14 protein-coding genes and 1 tRNA gene are annotated in these 16,813 nt (G+C 65.0%); 5 read left to right on the top strand and 10 right to left on the bottom strand.

Annotated features, from left to right (window positions below):
- Window positions 1–18: 18 nt before the first annotated feature.
- From P6U31_RS26505 to P6U31_RS26495, 3 genes are read left to right on the top strand one after another with little or no spacing between them, the layout of a single operon-like run.
- Window positions 19–1,065, top strand: coding sequence for an ABC transporter substrate-binding protein (locus tag P6U31_RS26505; protein ID WP_407184701.1), 1,047 nt, complete (start codon window positions 19–21; stop codon window positions 1,063–1,065).
- Window positions 1,062–1,910, top strand: coding sequence for an ABC transporter ATP-binding protein (locus P6U31_RS26500; protein WP_407184700.1), 849 nt, complete (start codon window positions 1,062–1,064; stop codon window positions 1,908–1,910). Before P6U31_RS26505 ends, P6U31_RS26500 begins: the two co-directional genes overlap by 4 nt.
- A gap of 2 nt (window positions 1,911–1,912) precedes the next feature.
- Entirely contained in the window at window positions 1,913–2,764 is an 852-nt protein-coding gene (locus P6U31_RS26495; protein ID WP_407184699.1) for an ABC transporter permease, read from the top strand.
- A gap of 66 nt (window positions 2,765–2,830) precedes the next feature.
- Here P6U31_RS26495 and P6U31_RS26490 read toward each other — a convergent pair whose 3' ends face one another.
- The 9 genes from P6U31_RS26490 to P6U31_RS26450 form a co-directional block, all read right to left on the bottom strand.
- On the bottom strand, window positions 2,831–4,078 hold the full coding sequence (locus P6U31_RS26490) for a class I SAM-dependent RNA methyltransferase (protein ID WP_407189950.1): 1,248 nt from the start codon (window positions 4,076–4,078) through the stop codon (window positions 2,831–2,833).
- Window positions 4,071–4,805, bottom strand: coding sequence for a TlyA family RNA methyltransferase (locus tag P6U31_RS26485; RefSeq protein ID WP_407184698.1), 735 nt, complete (start codon window positions 4,803–4,805; stop codon window positions 4,071–4,073). The genes P6U31_RS26490 and P6U31_RS26485 overlap by 8 nt, the downstream gene beginning before the upstream one ends.
- A gap of 27 nt (window positions 4,806–4,832) precedes the next feature.
- Window positions 4,833–5,387, bottom strand: coding sequence for a nucleoside 2-deoxyribosyltransferase (locus P6U31_RS26480; RefSeq protein WP_407184697.1), 555 nt, complete (start codon window positions 5,385–5,387; stop codon window positions 4,833–4,835).
- A 193-nt stretch (window positions 5,388–5,580) separates the two neighbouring features.
- Window positions 5,581–7,509 carry a 1-deoxy-D-xylulose-5-phosphate synthase gene (gene dxs / locus P6U31_RS26475; protein ID WP_407184696.1) on the bottom strand — a complete coding sequence of 643 codons (1,929 nt, stop codon included), beginning with the start codon at window positions 7,507–7,509 and terminating at the stop codon, window positions 5,581–5,583.
- Between the two features lie 637 nt (window positions 7,510–8,146).
- Window positions 8,147–8,398 carry an exodeoxyribonuclease VII small subunit gene (locus tag P6U31_RS26470; protein ID WP_407184695.1) on the bottom strand — a complete coding sequence of 84 codons (252 nt, stop codon included), beginning with the start codon at window positions 8,396–8,398 and terminating at the stop codon, window positions 8,147–8,149.
- Window positions 8,399–8,472: 74 nt separating this feature from the next.
- A complete protein-coding gene (locus P6U31_RS26465) occupies window positions 8,473–9,402 on the bottom strand; it encodes a histone deacetylase family protein (RefSeq protein WP_407184694.1) in 930 nt (309 codons plus the stop codon).
- Between the two features lie 131 nt (window positions 9,403–9,533).
- Entirely contained in the window at window positions 9,534–11,192 is a 1,659-nt protein-coding gene (locus P6U31_RS26460) for a bifunctional metallophosphatase/5'-nucleotidase (RefSeq protein WP_407184693.1), read from the bottom strand.
- A gap of 368 nt (window positions 11,193–11,560) precedes the next feature.
- Window positions 11,561–12,319: an enoyl-CoA hydratase-related protein gene (locus P6U31_RS26455; RefSeq protein ID WP_407184692.1), complete on the bottom strand. Its 759-nt coding sequence runs from the start codon at window positions 12,317–12,319 to the stop codon at window positions 11,561–11,563.
- A gap of 246 nt (window positions 12,320–12,565) precedes the next feature.
- Complete coding sequence (locus P6U31_RS26450) at window positions 12,566–14,344, bottom strand: acyl-CoA dehydrogenase (RefSeq protein WP_407184691.1); 1,779 nt, start codon at window positions 14,342–14,344, stop codon at window positions 12,566–12,568.
- A 254-nt stretch (window positions 14,345–14,598) separates the two neighbouring features.
- Here P6U31_RS26450 and P6U31_RS26445 point away from each other — a divergent pair.
- Window positions 14,599–14,673, top strand: a tRNA-Gln gene (locus tag P6U31_RS26445).
- A gap of 107 nt (window positions 14,674–14,780) precedes the next feature.
- Here P6U31_RS26445 and P6U31_RS26440 read toward each other — a convergent pair.
- Complete coding sequence (locus P6U31_RS26440; RefSeq protein WP_407184690.1) at window positions 14,781–15,761, bottom strand: LysR family transcriptional regulator; 981 nt, start codon at window positions 15,759–15,761, stop codon at window positions 14,781–14,783.
- A 103-nt stretch (window positions 15,762–15,864) separates the two neighbouring features.
- On the opposite strand from P6U31_RS26440, the gene P6U31_RS26435 reads away from it, so the two are divergent.
- Window positions 15,865–16,809, top strand: a complete 945-nt coding sequence (locus P6U31_RS26435) for a ketopantoate reductase family protein (protein ID WP_407184689.1) — start codon at window positions 15,865–15,867, stop codon at window positions 16,807–16,809.
- Window positions 16,810–16,813 lie beyond the last annotated feature (4 nt).

Raw genomic sequence — 16,813 nt, 5'->3', positions numbered from 1 at the left:
CCGAGGGAGGAGGAGCAGATGAGCATTTCCAGGCGACAGGCGCTGATCGCGGGCTCCGCATGGGCCGGCGCATCGCTGCTGCCGGGGCAGTTACGCGCCGAGGCCAAGCAGGTCTCGCTCGCCTTCGGGCCGGTATCGCCGGTCTACGCCATCGGCATGATCGCGGAGCTGAAAGGGTATTTCAAGGACGAAGGGCTCGATTCCAAGCTCGTCACCGGCAATGCCGGCACATTCGGCCGGCAGACATTGGCGGCAGGGCAGGCCCTGTTCGCCCATGGCGATGCGAGCCATCCGCTCCAGCTCGGCGCGCGCGGCAAGCCGTGCAAGATCCTGCTCGCGACCGAGATGGTGTGCTCCTATGCCAACATCATGGTCCGGCAGGACCTTTACGACAGCGGTATCAATTGGGTCGAGAAGCTCGCCGACTACAAGCGCGCGGACGGCGCCAAGCCGATCGTCGCCGCGACCGCGATCGGGTCCGGCACCTGGGTGTTCGGCACCTATGTGTTCGAAGCGCGCGGGCTGGGCAGCAAGGTGAACTGGGTCGCGGGCGGCGGGCCCAATACGATGTTCCCTTCGCTGCAGACCAAGCAGTTCGATGCCATCATGGCGCCGCCGAGCTGGATCGTCGAGGTCGAAAAGAAGGGCTTTGGCAGGACCATCTACGACACGTCCAAGCCCGGCGTGTTCGAGAAGGATTTCGGCGGGACGCTGCCCGTGCTGGTGATCTACACGCTCCAGGACACGGTCGAGCAGGACAAGACGATGGTGCAGGCCTATGTCAATGCGATTCATCGCGCCATGGCTTTCGTGAAGGCGGCGCCGCTTGCGGAGGTGCAGGCGCTGGTCACGCCGAAATATTTCTCCGGGATCGATCCCGACGCGGTCAGCGCCGAGCTCGGCTTCGACAAGTCGACCTGGGCCTATGATGGCGTCATCGACAAGGCCGCGTTCGAACGCGGTGCCAAGCCCTGGTACCGCAAGGGCACGGATATTCCCGAGACCAGATACGAGGATGTCGTCGACATGAGCTTCCTCCAGGCAGCAAGGGCGAAATACAAATGATCGCCGCGCCAGGCCAGAACCTTGCGCTCGCGGGCGAGCCGGATCGAGCAGCGGCGGCGCCCACGCGCATCGCCGTGCAGGGTCTTGTCAAGCGCTTCAACGCCTCCGGCCGCGAATTCGTGGCGGTGGATGACGTCTCCTTCGAGGTCAAGCAGGGCGAGTTCGTTGCGCTGCTCGGTCCATCCGGCTGCGGCAAGAGCACCATTCTCAACATGGTCGCTGGGCTGTTGCCGCGCTCCGGCGGACGCATCCTGATCGACCAGGACACGGTCGAGACCGGCAGAGTGAACCCCAGGGTCGGCTATGTCTTCCAGCGAGATACGCTGTTTCCCTGGCGAACCGTGGAGCAGAACATCGGCTACGGGCTGGAGATCGCGGCAGTGCCGAAGACCGAGCGCGCCGGGCGCGTCGCCGCGGCGGTGGAGAAGGCCGGGCTCTCGGGCTTTGCGCAGAGCTTTCCGCGCATGCTCTCCGGCGGCATGCGCCAGCGCGTCGCCCTGATGCGCACGCTGATCCTGGAACCCGAGATCCTGCTGATGGACGAGCCGTTCGGAGCGCTCGATACCCACACCAAGCTGGAGATGCACAAGACGCTGTTGGAGATCTGGGAACGCGAGCGGCAGACCGTGCTGTTCGTGACCCACGATCTCGGCGAAGCCTTGACACTGGCGAGCCGCATCATTCTGCTCTCCGCGCGGCCCGGGCGTCTGAAGGAAGATTTCGACGTCGCCATTCCGCGTCCGCGCGACCCCGTTGGTGTGCGCGAGACTGCCGAATTCGGCCGGCTCTATTCCCACATCTGGCATTCCCTCGGCGAAGAATTCCGCCGCACCAGGGCCGATTGACCATGTCCAACAGCCGCGCCGTCATCCTGTTCTGGCAACTGGCCATTCTCGCAATCATTCTCGTGGTCTGGCAGTGGGGGTTCGAATGGAGCAAGGCGCTGCTGCCGAAGGCCTATGTGCCGAAGATCCTCGATCCCTATTTCGTCGCCAAGCCGTCGCTGATCTGGCAGAGCTTCTTGCGGCTTGGCTGTTTCGCTGACGCGGCCGGCTTTACCGCCTGCATCACGGGCAGCGACAACAATCTGTGGCTTGCGACGCTCGTCACCTTGAAGAACACCTGGTGGGGCTTCCTGTTCGGCTCGGCCAGCGGAATCGCGGCAGGTCTTGTTCTCGGCCGCTCGGATTTCCTTGCCCGCGTGTTCGGTCCCTACATCGTGGCGCTCAACTCGATCCCGCGTATTGCGCTGGTGCCGCTCGTCATCCTGATCTTCGGCCTCGGTGACCTCTCCAAGATCGCGACCGCCTGGCTCGTCGTGTTCTTCGTGGTGTTCTTCAACACTTTCGAGGGAACGCGGGCGGTCGACCGCGATCAGATCGCCGCCGCCCGTCTGCTCGGCGCCAGCGAATTCACGGTGCTGCGCACCGTCGTGATACCGTCCGCGCTCGCCTGGGTGTTCGCTTCGCTGCTGCCGGCCGTCTCTTTTGCCCTGATCGGCGTCATCGTCGGCGAGTTCATCGGCGCTGAACGCGGCCTCGGCAAGCTCATCATCGAAGCCGAGGCGCGGGCCAATGCCAGCGAGATGATGGTCGCCATCTTCGTCATGATGTTCGTCGGCATCCTGCTGGCGATCGCGGTGCGCTTGCTGCAGTCCTACCTCCTGCGATGGCAGCCGCAATTCGAGCCGTCGGCGTAGAGCATGATCCGGATAAGTGTGCAGCGGTCTTCCGGAAAGATCATGCTCAAACAGTAGCGTCCGGGGTCAGCGGCTGAACCGCGCCACCAGCTCCACATGCGGTGTGTGGCGGAACTGGTCGACCGGCACCACCGCCTCCAGCCGGTAGCCGCCGTCGATCAAGAGCCGCGCATCGCGGGCAAAGGTTGCGACGTTGCAGGACACCGCGACCACGACGGGCACCTTGCTTGCCGCGAGCTTCAACGCCTGCGCCTGCGCGCCCTGGCGCGGCGGATCGAACACCACGGCATCGGCATCGCGGAGCTCCTGCGGCACCAGCGGGCGGCGGAACAGGTCGCGCGGCTCGCACCTGATCGGCTTCAGGCCAGGTGTGCGCGCGGCTTTTGCCAGCGCCGCGATGGCACCGGCGTCGCTGTCGTAAGCGGTGATGCGTGCCTTCTCGGCGAGCCGTAGCGCAAACGGGCCGACGCCGCAGAAGAGATCGAGAACCTCCTTGGCCTTGCCGATGCGTTCAGTGACGAGCGCGGCGAGGGTCTCTTCCCCCGCCATGGTCGCCTGCAGAAATGAGCCCGGCGGCAGCGTTACCTCGGCGCGGCCCATCTTTACGGTCGGCGGCAAGCGTTGCAGCACCAGCTCGCCATGCCGCGTCAGCCGTGCCAGCCGGTGCTGCTCGGCGATCCGCGACAGCGCCGTGACCAGCGGCGTCGGCAACGGCCCGGAGCCGCGCACGTCGACGTCGAGGCCGTTGCTGGTCGCGGTCACCTGGATGTCGAGCGGCTTGGTCACCGGCATCTTCGACGTCAGCGGCTCGGCGATCGCCCAGGCGGCATCGAGCGCACCGTCGAGCGCGGGATCGAGGATCGGGCAGCGATGGATCGGGATCACATCGTGCGAGCTCGTCGCGGAGAATCCGACCTTGAGGATGTCGTGCGTGCCGAACCGGCCGTGCAGCGTGACGCGCCGGCGCCCGGCGCCATGGGCGTCGACCAGCGGCGCCACCTCGCAATCGATGCCGGCCTGCGCCAGCGTCTCCACCACGATGCCGCGCTTCCAGGCATGATACGGCTCGGCGGCCCAATGCTGGATCGCGCAGCCGCCGCAGACGCCGAAATGCGGACAGAACGGTTCGATCCGTTCGGAGCTTGCCACGTCCACCGCGAGCAGCTTGCGGCGGTCGGGATGATGCCCCACGACATGGTCGACCTCGACGGTCTCGCCGCCAAGCGTGTAGGGCACATAGATCGCTTCGCCCGTCGCGAGCGAGACGCCGTCGCCGCGATGGCCGACATGGTCGATGGTCAGGCGCTCAACCACGGCGCGCGCCCAGGAAGAATTCGACATTGCCGTCACCGCCCGCGATCGAGGAGGGAAACACCTCGATGTCGGTGCAGCCGAGCGAAGCGGCGAAGGCGGCGATGTCGTCGCAAATCTCCTGACGTACGGCGGCGTCGCGGACGATGCCCTTCTTGTTGTGCTTCCGGTCCGCTTCGAATTGCGGCTTGATCAGCGCCAGCAGGCTCATCGGCGCGGCCGCCAGCGACAGCGCCACCGGCAGCACCGACTTCAACGAGATGAAGCTGACGTCGATGACGACCACGTCGGGCCGTGCCGGCAGCCGCTTGCCGTCATAACTGCGGATGTCGGTCTCCTCCATCGACACGATCTTGGGATGATCGCGCAGCGAGGGATGCAACTGGCTGGTGCCGACATCGATGGCGAACACCAGGCTCGCGCCGTTCGCCAGCAGAACCTCGGTGAAGCCGCCGGTGGAGGCGCCGACGTCGAGGCAGACATGATCCTCGATCTCGATGGGATAGCGCTCCAGCGCGCCGGCGAGCTTGACGCCGCCGCGGGAGACATAGGGGTGCGCGGGCTCGGCCTGGATCACGGCGTCCTCGGCGATCGTCTCCGACGGTTTTGAAACCGGCCTGTCGTCGGCCATGACGAGGCCGGCCTCGATCGCCGCCCGCGCCCGCGCCCGGCTCTCGAACAGGCCGCGTTCGACCAGCAATACATCTGCGCGCTTGCGGGCAGGGGGCAACCGACTCTCCAGAACAGGGGCTGGCGCTTACTTAGCCATCAATCGCGCGGCCGCCATCCGGACGCAAGCCTCGAACGCGGCAAGATCGTGCCAGACATCGATCGGCGTCGTCGCGGGGGTCACCAGCGGGCAGCCATGCAGCTCCAGCGCGTGGATCATCATGAGATTGTCGACGAGGCCGAAATCCTCGACGGTCAGTCCCTGTGCGTCGACCAGCCGCCCGTGCTCCGACGTGACGTTCATGAAGCGCTTGACGCGGTCGGCATAGACGGCGCCGTCGTTGGAATAGGCCAGGCAGAGCTTGCGGCGCCCGGCCATGTAGCCGAGCTCGTAGACGGTACCAGGATCGGCGCCGGCGCCGCGGAACGGCGTCAGGTTCGCAATGATAGCATCGGCCGCATCCATCATCGCCTCGTTGCCGCAGAAGATCTGCCGGGAGGCGTCGGGCGCGGCGAGATCGATCTCATTGTCGAGGGGATAAAGGCCGGTCAGGCCGAAGCCAGCGCAGATATCGACCTTGCGACGGCCAATCTCGATGGCATCCGGCAGGAACACGTCGGGGCCTGCCAGATAGATCTTCATGGGAGCCACGATCGAAGTGGCACCACGTTGCCGCGGCATCGGTGGTGCAGAACCTCTCCCACCGGGAGAGGTCGCGCCGAAGGCGCGGGTGAGGGGTAATGCTCTCTCGTGGGACCTGAACCCCTCACCCGGATTGCCGGCGCAATCCGACCTCTCCCTTCGGGAGAGGTGGAGTTCAGTGCCCGCACGACAATCAAGCCAGCTTGACCGTCTCGGTCTTCACGTCCTTGCCGAGCGCTTCGAACACCTTGGCGACGATGCCCTTGGCGTCGAGACCGGCGCGGGCGTACATCGCGGCGGGCGTGTCGTGGTCCTGGAACACGTCGGGCAGCACCATCGAGCGGAACTTGACCATGCCGGTGTCGAGCACGCCCTGATCGGTCAGGAACTGCGCGACATGCGAGCCGAAGCCGCCGATCGAGCCTTCCTCGATCGTGATCAGGATCTCATGGTCGCGGGCGAGCTTGAGCACCAGCTCGGTGTCGAGCGGCTTCATGAAGCGCGCGTCCGCGATCGTGGTCGACAGACCGTGGGCCGCGAGCTCGTCGGCGGCCTTCTCGCATTCGGCGAGGCGGGTGCCGAAGGACAGCAGGGCGATCTTGCTGCCCTGGCGGATCATGCGGCCCTTGCCGATCTCGAGCGGAATGCCGACCTCGGGCATCTCGACGCCGCGGCCTTCGCCGCGCGGATAGCGTAGCGAGCTCGGACGGTCGTCGATGGCGACCTGGGTCGCCACCATGTGCACGAGCTCGGCCTCATCGGCGGCGGCCATGATCACCATGTTGGGCAGGCAGCCGAGATAGGCGTTGTCGAACGAGCCGGCATGGGTCGCGCCGTCGGCGCCGACCAGGCCGGCGCGGTCGATGGCGAAGCGGACGGGCAGGCTCTGGATCGCGACGTCATGCACGATCTGATCGTAGCCGCGCTGCAGGAAGGTCGAGTAGATCGCGCAGAACGGCTTGTAGCCTTCGGTCGCAAGGCCCGCGGCAAAGGTCACCGCGTGCTGCTCGGCGATGCCGACGTCGAAGGTGCGGTCGGGGAAGGCCTTGTTGAAGATGTCGACACCGGTGCCCGACGGCATCGCCGCGGTGATGGCGACGATCTTGTCGTCCTTCTGCGCCTCCTTGACGAGGCTCTGGCCGAACACGTTCTGGTAGGCCGGCGCGTTCGGCTTGGCCTTGGCCTGGGTGCCGGTCGCTACGTCGAACTTGACGACGGCGTGGTACTTGTCGGCGGAGGCTTCCGCTGGGCCGTAGCCCTTGCCCTTCTGCGTCACGACGTGGACCAGGATCGGGCCGGTCTCCATGTCGCGGACGTTCTTCAGCACGGGCAGCAGATGGTCGAGATTGTGGCCGTCGATCGGGCCGACGTAGTAGAAGCCGAGCTCCTCGAACAGCGTGCCGCCGTCCATCATGAAGCCGCGGGAATATTCCTCGACGCGGTTGGCGCGGTTGGCGATGATCTTGGGCAGGCGCTTGTTGATCTGCTTGGCCGCATCGCGCAGCGTGCGATAGGTCTTGCCGGAGTAGAGGCGCGACAGATAGGCGCTCATGGCGCCGACCGGCGGCGCGATCGACATGTCGTTGTCGTTGAGGATGACGATCAGGCGCGAGTTCATCGCCCCCGCATTGTTCATGGCCTCATAGGCCATGCCGGCCGACATCGCGCCGTCACCGATCACGGCGATAACGTTGTTCTTGCCGCCGGAAAGGTCGCGCGCCACGGCCATGCCGAGGCCGGCGGAGATCGAGGTCGAGGAATGCGCCGCGCCGAACGGATCGTAATCGCTCTCGCTGCGCTTGGTGAAGCCGGACAGGCCGCCGCCGGTGCGCAGGGTGCGGATGCGGTCGCGGCGTCCAGTGAGAATCTTGTGCGGATAGGCCTGATGGCCGACGTCCCAGATCAGCCGGTCGCGCGGCGTGTCGAAGACGTAATGGATCGCGGTGGTGAGCTCGACCACGCCGAGGCCCGCGCCGAAGTGACCGCCGGTCACCGAGACGGCATCGATGGTCTCCTGCCGCAGCTCGTCGGCCACCTGGCGAATCTGCTCGACCTTGAGCTTGCGCAGGTCTTCCGGCGTCCGGATGGTGTCGAGGAGCGGCGTCTTACTGTATGCGTTCACGGCGATTTCCAATTTGTCAGCGCCGGAAGGTCATTCCGGCGCGCGATGGGTTTGCACAATATCGGCGCAGCGCGAGTCCTTAAACCGTCGGAGCCACCTGCCAGGGGCAAGGCCCCGTCTTCAAGCTTAGGTGAGCCTAGGTGCGCCCCGGTTCAGTCTCTGTGATCCCTGTCACTTAGATCGGCTTCGTCCGTCCCAAGCCAATTTCATTAGCAGTTTGAAGCGCTTGTCATGGGCAATCGGTGCCTACGCAAGGCTTGCAAAAAGCCACACTCCGCGCAGCTTTACACCAAAGCTTGGGCCAAAGCCAACCCGTCGGACCGATTAGGGGTATGCAGGTGCAACCGGCGGGCCAGAGTGGTTAACCTTGGGCCGGGACCAGGGGTTCCTGCCTTATTCTACGTTTTGGCAGGCTTTTTTTCGCTGAAGGACGTCGTTTTCGCGCTGGGGCGGGCCGATTCGGGAGCGGAAGGGCGATCGGTCCGTCGGCGCGGAACCGCCGAATGTCGCGGAATGGCGCCGTGCGATCATGAAAACAATGCGGCAGGAAAGCAACGCAGCATCAAGGCTCGCTGCAAAGACGTTTCGCGGGCGGGCCCTGCGTCAGGAGACTGACCGGAAGAGCCTCGGCTTTCGCTTATTGGACGTCGAGCGGCGCCGTGCCGGCGGCCTGTCCGCTGGCATCGGTGGTGATCTTGTCGACGCGCGCCTCGGCCTGCCGCAGCAGGTCCTCGCAGCGGCGCTTCAAGGCTTCGCCGCGCTCGTAGATCGTGACGGATTCCTCGAGCGGCACCTTGCCGTCCTCGAGCCGCTTCACGATCGATTCGAGTTCCTCGATTGCGCGCTCGAAGGTGAGGCGGGAGACGTCGACTTGGGTGTTTTCGGCCATATCCGGTTCCGATTGCCCGATTCGCTTCGCCCACAGTGAAGGCGGGTTTTGCGGGCTTAATGTGGCGAGTGCTCTCAAGCGCCCATCAGGGCGCCGACATGCGCCGTAACAGATTCTTTCAGTCCTTGCAGGTCATAGCCGCCCTCGAGCACCGAGACAACACGCCCGCCGGCGGTCTTGTCGGCGAGGTCCATCAGCTTGCGCGTCACCCAGCCATAGTCCTCCGCGCGCAAATTCAGCGAGGCCAGCGGATCGCGATAATGTGCGTCGAAGCCGGCGGAAATGATGAGAAGCTCGGGACTGAATTTCTCGAGCTGCGGCAGGATCAAATTCTCGAACGCGGAGCGGAATTCCGGCCCGCCATCCTCGGAGGCGAGCGGCGCGTTGACGATCGTGTCGTGGTCGCCGCGCTCGCTTCTGGCGCCGGTGCCTGGAAACAGCGGCATCTGGTGCGTCGAGCAGTACATCACGGTCGGGTCCGACCAGAAAATGTCCTGCGTGCCGTTGCCGTGATGCACGTCGAAATCGACGATGGCTGCGCGCTTGATGCCGTATTTGCGCTGCGCATGGCGCGCGGCGATCGCAACGTTGTCGAAGAAGCAGAAGCCCATCGGCTTGCCGATCTCGGCGTGATGTCCGGGCGGACGCACCGCGACGAAGGCGTTGCGATGCTCGCCCGCCATCACCGCCTCGGTCGCCGCGACCGCGCCGCCGACGCCCCGCATCACCGCTTCCCAAGTGCCCGGCGACATCGACGTATCGCCGTCGACATAGACCTGCCCGCTGGTGGGCGCGATGTGGCGCAGCTCGGTGACGTAGTGCTCGTTGTGGCAGAGCGTGACGAGATCGAGATTGCCCTCCGGCGCCTGGTCGCGCACCAGGAACTGGAAGCGCTCATGCGACAGCGCTTCCTCCACCGCACGCAGGCGATCCGGCCTTTCAGGGTGTCCCGGCGGCGTGACATGGTCGAGGCAGGCCTTGTGGGACAGGAGAAGCGTGCTCATCAGGTCGGCCTCACAGCAAACGGGCTCTCGTCGTCGCTTGGCGCATCCGGCGCCAAAACGCAATGCAAAACCCAATCTATGCGCTTGGGCGGCAATGGCAAAGGGGCCGGGGCCTCGCCGTTTGATCCCGATCAATTCACCCTCAGGATGCGGGTGGGCGGGAGTGGACCGATCGGTCCGTGCGCCCGGAAGAACGCGAACAGCGCGTCCGCATCGTATCCGCCATATTGCGGCGACGTGCCCTGTTTGGCCACGGTAAACCCGTCGCCGCCGACGGCAAGGTAATCGTTGAGGGTGACGCGGTAACCACTTCCAGCTTCGATCGGGCTGCCGTTGAGCGTCATCCTTTCGGCCATCACGCGCTCACCGAATGGCTTGGACGCATCCCAGGCATAGCTGAATCCATTCGAGACCTGGAGGATCCGCGGCCGCTTCGGGTCCAGCCATTGCTGCTCGAGCATGTCCTTGAGCTGACTGCCCGTCAGCGTCATCGTGACGAGGCGGTTGCGGAACGGCTGGCTGGCGAAGACGTCGCCGAAGGTTATCGCGCCGTTCTCCTTCGGGACGATGTCGGTGCGGATGCCGCCGGGATTGGTAAGCGCGATGACAGCGCTGCCAGCCTTGGCATCCCTGGTCGCGGCAAGCTGCGCGTCCGCGATGACGTCGCCGAGCGCGCTTTCGCCGGCCTCGTTCGGAACGCGCGACAGCGTCTGCGTCACCGATCCGGCCGGCCGGTTGGCGATCGGCGCCGACAGCCTGTCATAAGCCTCGATCAGCGCGGTCTGCTCGGCGTCCTTTGCCAGCGAGGCATTGGCGACGATGACGTTCTCGCCCTTGGCGCTGACGATGTCGCGCGTCACGGGATCGAGCTTCAAGTCAATCGCCGTGACCAGCGTGCCGTATTTGTCGCCGCTGGTGACGAGCCGCCCGTCGATGTCGCAGACATAGGCGCGGTGGGTGTGGCCGCTGACGACGACGTCGACGGCGCGGTCGAATTTCTTCACGATGTCGACGATCGGTCCGGTGATGGCAGGGCATTCATTGTAGTCGCCGGCGGGCTCGCCGCCCTGGTGGATCAGCACCACGATCGCTTCGACGCCGCGCGCCTTCAGCTGCGGTACCAGTGCGTTCACCGTCTCAGCCTCGTCGCGGAATTCGAGCCCCTTGATGCCCGACGGCGACACGATGCCGGCGGTCTCCTTCAAGGTCAGCCCGATGAAGGCGACGGGAATGCCGTCGAATTCCCTGATCTCGTAAGGCGGCAGCACGCTGCTGCCCGTCGCGGTCTCGATGGTGGATGCGGCGAGATAGCGGAACTTGGCGCCCGTGAAGGGATGCGGTCCCTGGCAGCCGTCGACCGGATGGCAGCCGCCATTCTGCATCCGCAGGAGCTCGGCCTTGCCCTCGTCGAATTCGTGATTGCCGACCGAAGTGATTGCGAGCCCCATCATCGAGAGCGCCTCGATGGAAGGCTCGTCGTGGAACATCGCCGACAGGAACGGGCTCGCGCCGATCAGGTCGCCGGCGGCGACGAAGATCGTGTTCTTGTGTCCCTCGCGCAGCTGCTTCACCAGTGTCGCCATGTATTCAGCGCCACCGGCCGCCACCATCACCTTTCTCGACCTGTCCTCGGGATCGTTGATGCGGATGCCGCCCGGCGGCGGCCGCAGATTGCCGTGAAAATCGTTGATCGCGAGGATACGCAGTTCGACGGGGGCTGCGGTCTGGGCAGAAGCGGGCAGGGTAGCGAGGGCGAGCGCGGCAAGAATGCATGGGACTACGTATCTCATGGAACCAGACTAGTCGTACCGCGCGAAGATTTCACGAAACCTTTTGTTGAAGCACCGCGCGTGCCGCGCGCTCCGCACCCGCCCTTTGAAGGCAGAGCTATCGCATATGGATTTCACGAGCACTGCCTGCGGGCTTGCTCCGCCTCTCCCGCTTGCGGGAGAGGCCGACGCGCTCGCAGAGCGCGGCGGGTGAGGGCTCTCGCTACGCAGGGGACATCTTCCTCAATGCCCTAACAATCCCGACGCGGAGACACCCCCACCCCAGCCCTCCCCCGCAAGCGGGAGAGGGAGCTTAGTGACGATGCCGCCACATCGTGCATGCCATATGGCCCTGCCCTCCAGAGGAGGGTGATAGCCGGGTCCGCACCTCACCGCCTCTTCCGGTTCGCAAACGCGTTGAACGCCGCCACCGCTTCGTCCGACTTCAGCCGTTCGCCGAACAGATGGCCTTCCTGGTCGATGCGGCGGGTGAGCTCTTCGGACGGGCCGCGCAGCAGCTTGCGTGAGGTCGCGATCGCCTCGGCCGGCAGGCGGCAGATCTCGCGCGCCACCTTGCGCGCCTCGACCTCGGTATGTCCCGGCGACACCACGGTGTTGACGAAGCCGGCGGCATGCGCTTCCGCGGCGGAGAAGGTCCGCCCCATCACCAGCATTGCAAAGGCGCGCTGGTATCCCATCGTGTTCGGCATCAGGAGGCTGGCTGCGCCGACCGGCACCAGGCCGAGATGGATGTAGGGCGCGGAAAAGGTCGCAGCGTTCGAGGCCAGCACGTAGTCGCAGTGGAACAGCATCACCGTGCCCATGCCGATCGAGGCGCCGTCGACGGCCGCGATGATCGGCTTGAGGTTGAGGGCGAGCGAATAGAGGAACTTGGCGGCCTCCGACAGCGTTTCGGGGCGCGAGGTGTCGGCGTGCATGAAATCGTCGATGTCATCGCCGGCGGTGAACACGCCAGAACCGCCGGTGATGATCATGCAGCGGATATCGGAGTTGTTCTGCGCGGTGTCGATCGCGCTCCTCATCTGCCGGTACATATCCTGGGTGATCGCGTTCTTCTTGCCGGGGCGGCGCAGGGTGATCACGCGCGTTCCGCGCTCCTCGGTGACGACGATATTGCCATTCGGCATGAGAGCCCCCTGCGCTCGCCGCTGTGCGAGTCTCGCTGAACCTCCAGCCTACATCATCCCGCAGGCGTGCCAATGCACTGGCTCAACCTTTTCAGCGCAATTCCCGCCTGGCACCGTCGCTCATCGCGACAATTGGCGGCGATGTTTCCTGAAAAAGCCGGGCATTTGCCCTGCGCGGGGCTCGATCTCTGGCTGCAGGGGCAGCCCGTAGCCGGGATTACGCGCCATCCAGGCGACAAGGCCGCCTTACCCCAGCAACACCGCATCCGCCGCCGCAACCGATTCGGCGCTCTCCGTCACGGTGCGCTCGAGCGCGCCGGCCTGCACCGTGATGTTCTCGGCGAAGAAGCGCGCGAGCGCGACGTAGCGCGCGGCGTCCGTGTTGGCGTCGGCCTTGGCGGCGAGCGCCTCGGAGGCCAGCAGGCAGCCGCCGAGCGTCGCGCCGAACTGCTGCAGATAGGGCGTCGCACCGGCAAGCGCCTCGTTCGGTGCGGACGTCACGCGCTCCAGCAGCCATTTGCTGGTGCGCCTCAGCGCCTCGACCGCTTCGCGCAATTTCGCGCCGGTGGTGCCGAAGGCGGGATCGTTGGAGGCTTCGACTTGGCTGACGGTTGCGGCGAGCTCGTCGAGCAGCGCCCACACCGAGGCGCCGCCGTTGGCGGCGAGCTTGCGCGTGACGAGGTCGATGGCCTGGATGCCGTTGGTGCCCTCGTAGATCGCGGTGATGCGGGCGTCGCGATAGTGCTGCGCCGCGCCGGTCTCCTCGATGAAGCCCATGCCGCCATGGATCTGCACGCCGAGATAGGCGACCTCGTTGCCGATGTCGGTGGAATAGGCCTTGGCCATCGGCGTCAGCAGTGCCGCGCGCGCGGCAGCATCGGCGCGAACCTTCGGATCCCTGGCGCGCGTCGAGACGTCGATCGCAACCGCCGTCGCATAGCAGATGGTGCGTGCGGCGGCCGTCTGGGCCCGCATCCGCATCAGCATGCGCTTGACGTCGGGGTGGACGAAAATCGCGTCCGAGCCGTCGCCCTTCTTGCCGACGGCGCGGCCCTGCTTGCGCTCCTGGGCATACGACAAGGCCTGCTGATAGGCCCGGTCGGCAACGCCGACGCCCTCGAGACCGACGCCGAGGCGGGCCTGGTTCATCATTGTGAACATGCAGCGCATGCCCTGGTTCTCTTCGCCGATCAGAAAGCCGATGGCGCCGCCGTGATCGCCCATGGTCATGGTGCAGGTGGGGGAGGCATGCATGCCGAGCTTGTGCTCGACGCCGGATGCATAGATGTCGTTGCGTGCGCCGAGCGAGCCGTCGGCGTTGACCATGAACTTCGGCACCAGGAACAGCGAGATGCCCTTGGTGCCGGCAGGAGCATCGGGCAGGCGGGCCAGCACGAAATGCACGATGTTGTCGGTCATGTCGTGCTCGCCATAGGTGATGAAGATCTTCGTGCCCTTGATGCGATAGGTGCCGTCGGCCTGCTTCTCGGCGCGGGTGCGCAGTGCGCCGACATCGGAGCCGGCCTGCGGCTCGGTGAGCTGCATCGTGCCGGTCCATTCGCCCGAGACGAGCTTTTCGAGATAGATCTTTTTCAACTCGTCGCTGCCATGCGCGTCCAGCGCCTCGATCGCCGAGGCCGTCAGCAGCGGACAGAGGCCGAAGGCGACGTTGGCCGCGCTCCAGATCTCGGTGCAGGCGGCGTTGATCGCGATCGGCAGGCCCTGGCCGCCGAAATTCTCCGGGCCGGACACCGCATTCCAGCCGCCTTCGATCCAGCGCTTGTAGGCGTCCGGCCAGCCCGGCGCGGTCGTGACCTTGCCGTCGTCGAGCTTGATGCCGTGCTCGTCGCCGATCTTGTTGAGGGGCGCCAGCACGTCGGATGCAAACTTGCCGGCTTCCTCCAGCACGGCTGCGGCGATGTCCGCGTCGAAATCGCCGTAATGACCGGCCTCCACGGCGGCCTTGAGGCCGGCGCCATGGTTGAGCGACAGCAGCATGTCATTGATCGGCGCGCGGTAGGTCATGGCTCACTCCCGTGGACAAATATTGGCGCCGTATTCTCACGAAACGGGAGCGGTCTCAATGGCCGCGGGCTGGGGCGGGCGCCGGACCGCAGCCCGGATCTCTCGATAATAAAGAGAGGACCGGCGGGATCGTCGGCCCCGCGTGGTATTTTGCCGCTCCAGGCGGTTGAAATGCCGCGCCGCTCCCTATAGACCGGCAGCCACCCGAGGGAATCTGCGGTAGCCAGGTCTTCCGCCGTTCCTTTGGTCGCTGTTGGGGCGTAGCCAAGCGGTAAGGCAGCGGATTTTGATTCCGCCATTCGGAGGTTCGATCCCTCCCGCCCCAGCCAGTGTTTAAGCCGTTGAGTTCGTTCGTTAAGCAGTGGAAAATTGCAGCCCGGCCGCAGTCCGCCCAGCCGGCGGCCTCGGGGCGGTCGTTGCCCGCTATTGGGGACCACTACGACCGCAAATGGCGCGGCCTTCGTTTCCTTGCCCGACCGGAACGATGTAGACCGCGCACTTCCTGCTGTTGAAAAAGCTCCGCGCAGACGCCACGCAACCATTGGCTTGCCGGATCGTGATGGAAGCGGGCGTGCCAATATTGCTTTACGGTAAAGCCGGCGATTGCCAGCGGACAATTGAGCACGTTCAGTCCGTAGTAGTGAGCCAGCGTTTCGCCAATGTGCCTTGGAAGGGTGGCGATCACGTCGGTCGTTCCCACGATTGCGGGTAATCCCAAAAAGCCGGGGAGCTCGAGGGCAACGTCAAGGACCATCCGCTGCTCTTGTAACGCGTCCGCGAGCAATTGATGTCCGGTGCCGGAGCGAATGATGACGTGGGCCTCACGCCTGAAATCCTTTGTGGTGATGCGGTCGCGGATCCGGGCATGTTTTGCGTTCGCCAGGCAGACCCAATCCTGCGGAAACAGCGCCTGCTGGAAGTGTCCCGCATCGAGATCCGAGATGTAGCCGAGCGCCAGATCGGCCTCTCCGGATCGCAGCATCCGTGGGGTGTCCGCGCCGATCTGTGTCGCCTCGATACGAACGCCGGGGGCAACGCGGCGGACGTGAGCGAGAATGGACGGAAGCAGCGTGACGTGGCTTCCATCCGTCATGCAGATGGTAAAACGGCGTTTTGCGGTCGTCGGATCGAAATCCGTACGAAGCTCGGCCAGGCGACGCAGCATTTCCAGCGCCTGCCTTGCCGTGCCGATGAGTGCCTCGGCGCGCGGCGTCGGCAGCATCCCCTCCGCTGAGCGGATGAAGAGCGGATCGTCCAGTTCCTTTCGCAGCCGCGCCAGCCAAATCGAAATGGTCGGCTGACTCTGACCGAGTTTCTCGGCTGCCTTGGTGACGCTGCCCGTGGTGAACAATGCGTCGAACAACCTGAGCAGGCGCGGGTCAAGCAGGTTCGTCTCGGTGTGATCCGGATGTATCATTGCAATTCGCAATAATGGCTATAAGGATCATAGCATATCTTAATGTCGACCAGCCTGCTACCACCCGACCAACGCCAAGAAAGGCGCTGGGAGAAGCGTTCGGATGAGGATCTGCTTTATCGGAGCGGGGGCCTTAGGCTCGACCATTGGCGGCACAATGGCGCGCGGTGGAGCCGAGGTCTGGCTGATTGATCCGTTCCAGGCCCATGTTGACGCGATCAACGCCCGCGGGCTTCACCTTCTCGAAGGTGGCGCCGAGGCCGTCGTGAAGGTCACGGCCTGCACGTCTGCGGCCCAGGTTGGCGTCGAGGCGGACCTCGTCATTGTCCTCGTCAAATCTTACCACACGCGAGACGCCATCCGCGCCGCTGCGCCGATCATCGGGCCGCAGACGGTTGTGATGTCGCTTCAGAACGGTCTTGGCCACGAGGACATCCTGTCGGAGGAAGTCGGTCGTGACCGGGTCATGGCGGGCAAGACCTACGTGGGAGGCGTGCTGCTCGGTCCCGGTCATGTTCGCTCCGGGGTCATCGGCAAGGAAACGATCATCGGCGAACTTGATGGGCGCTTGACGGAACGCGCACAGCGAATTTCCGAGACTTTCAATCGTGCCGGCATTCTCACGCTGCTCAGCGACAACATCCTGGGCACGATGTGGGACAAGTTGTTCATCAACGTCGCCGGCGGAGGAATTACCGCCATTACCGGCCTGACCTATGGCGGCCTCTATTCGCTTCCCATCCTGGAAGATTGTGCGCTGGCAGCGATTTCAGAGGGCATTGCGGTCGCGCAGGCCGCCGGCGTGAAGATCTCGATTGCCGACCCGCGCCGTGCCTGGACGATGGCGTCCGCTGGACTGCCGCCCGAATTCAAGACCTCGATGTTGCAGAGCCTGCAGTCCGGCAACCTGACCGAGGTCGATTACATTCACGGCTCCGTCGTGCGTTGGGGGGCGAAGTTCAATGTCCCGACCCCCGTCAATTCGACCCTCGTCGCGTTGATCAAAGGGCTCGAATATGCCCGCAGCGATTATCCAGGAAAGGCCTGAGACG

It is taken from the genome of Bradyrhizobium centrosematis, from assembly GCF_045571495.1.
GTDB lineage: Bacteria > Pseudomonadota > Alphaproteobacteria > Rhizobiales > Xanthobacteraceae > Bradyrhizobium > Bradyrhizobium centrosematis.
The sequence above is the reverse complement of the archived record's forward strand: the minus strand, read 5'-3'. Positions and strand labels throughout refer to the sequence as shown.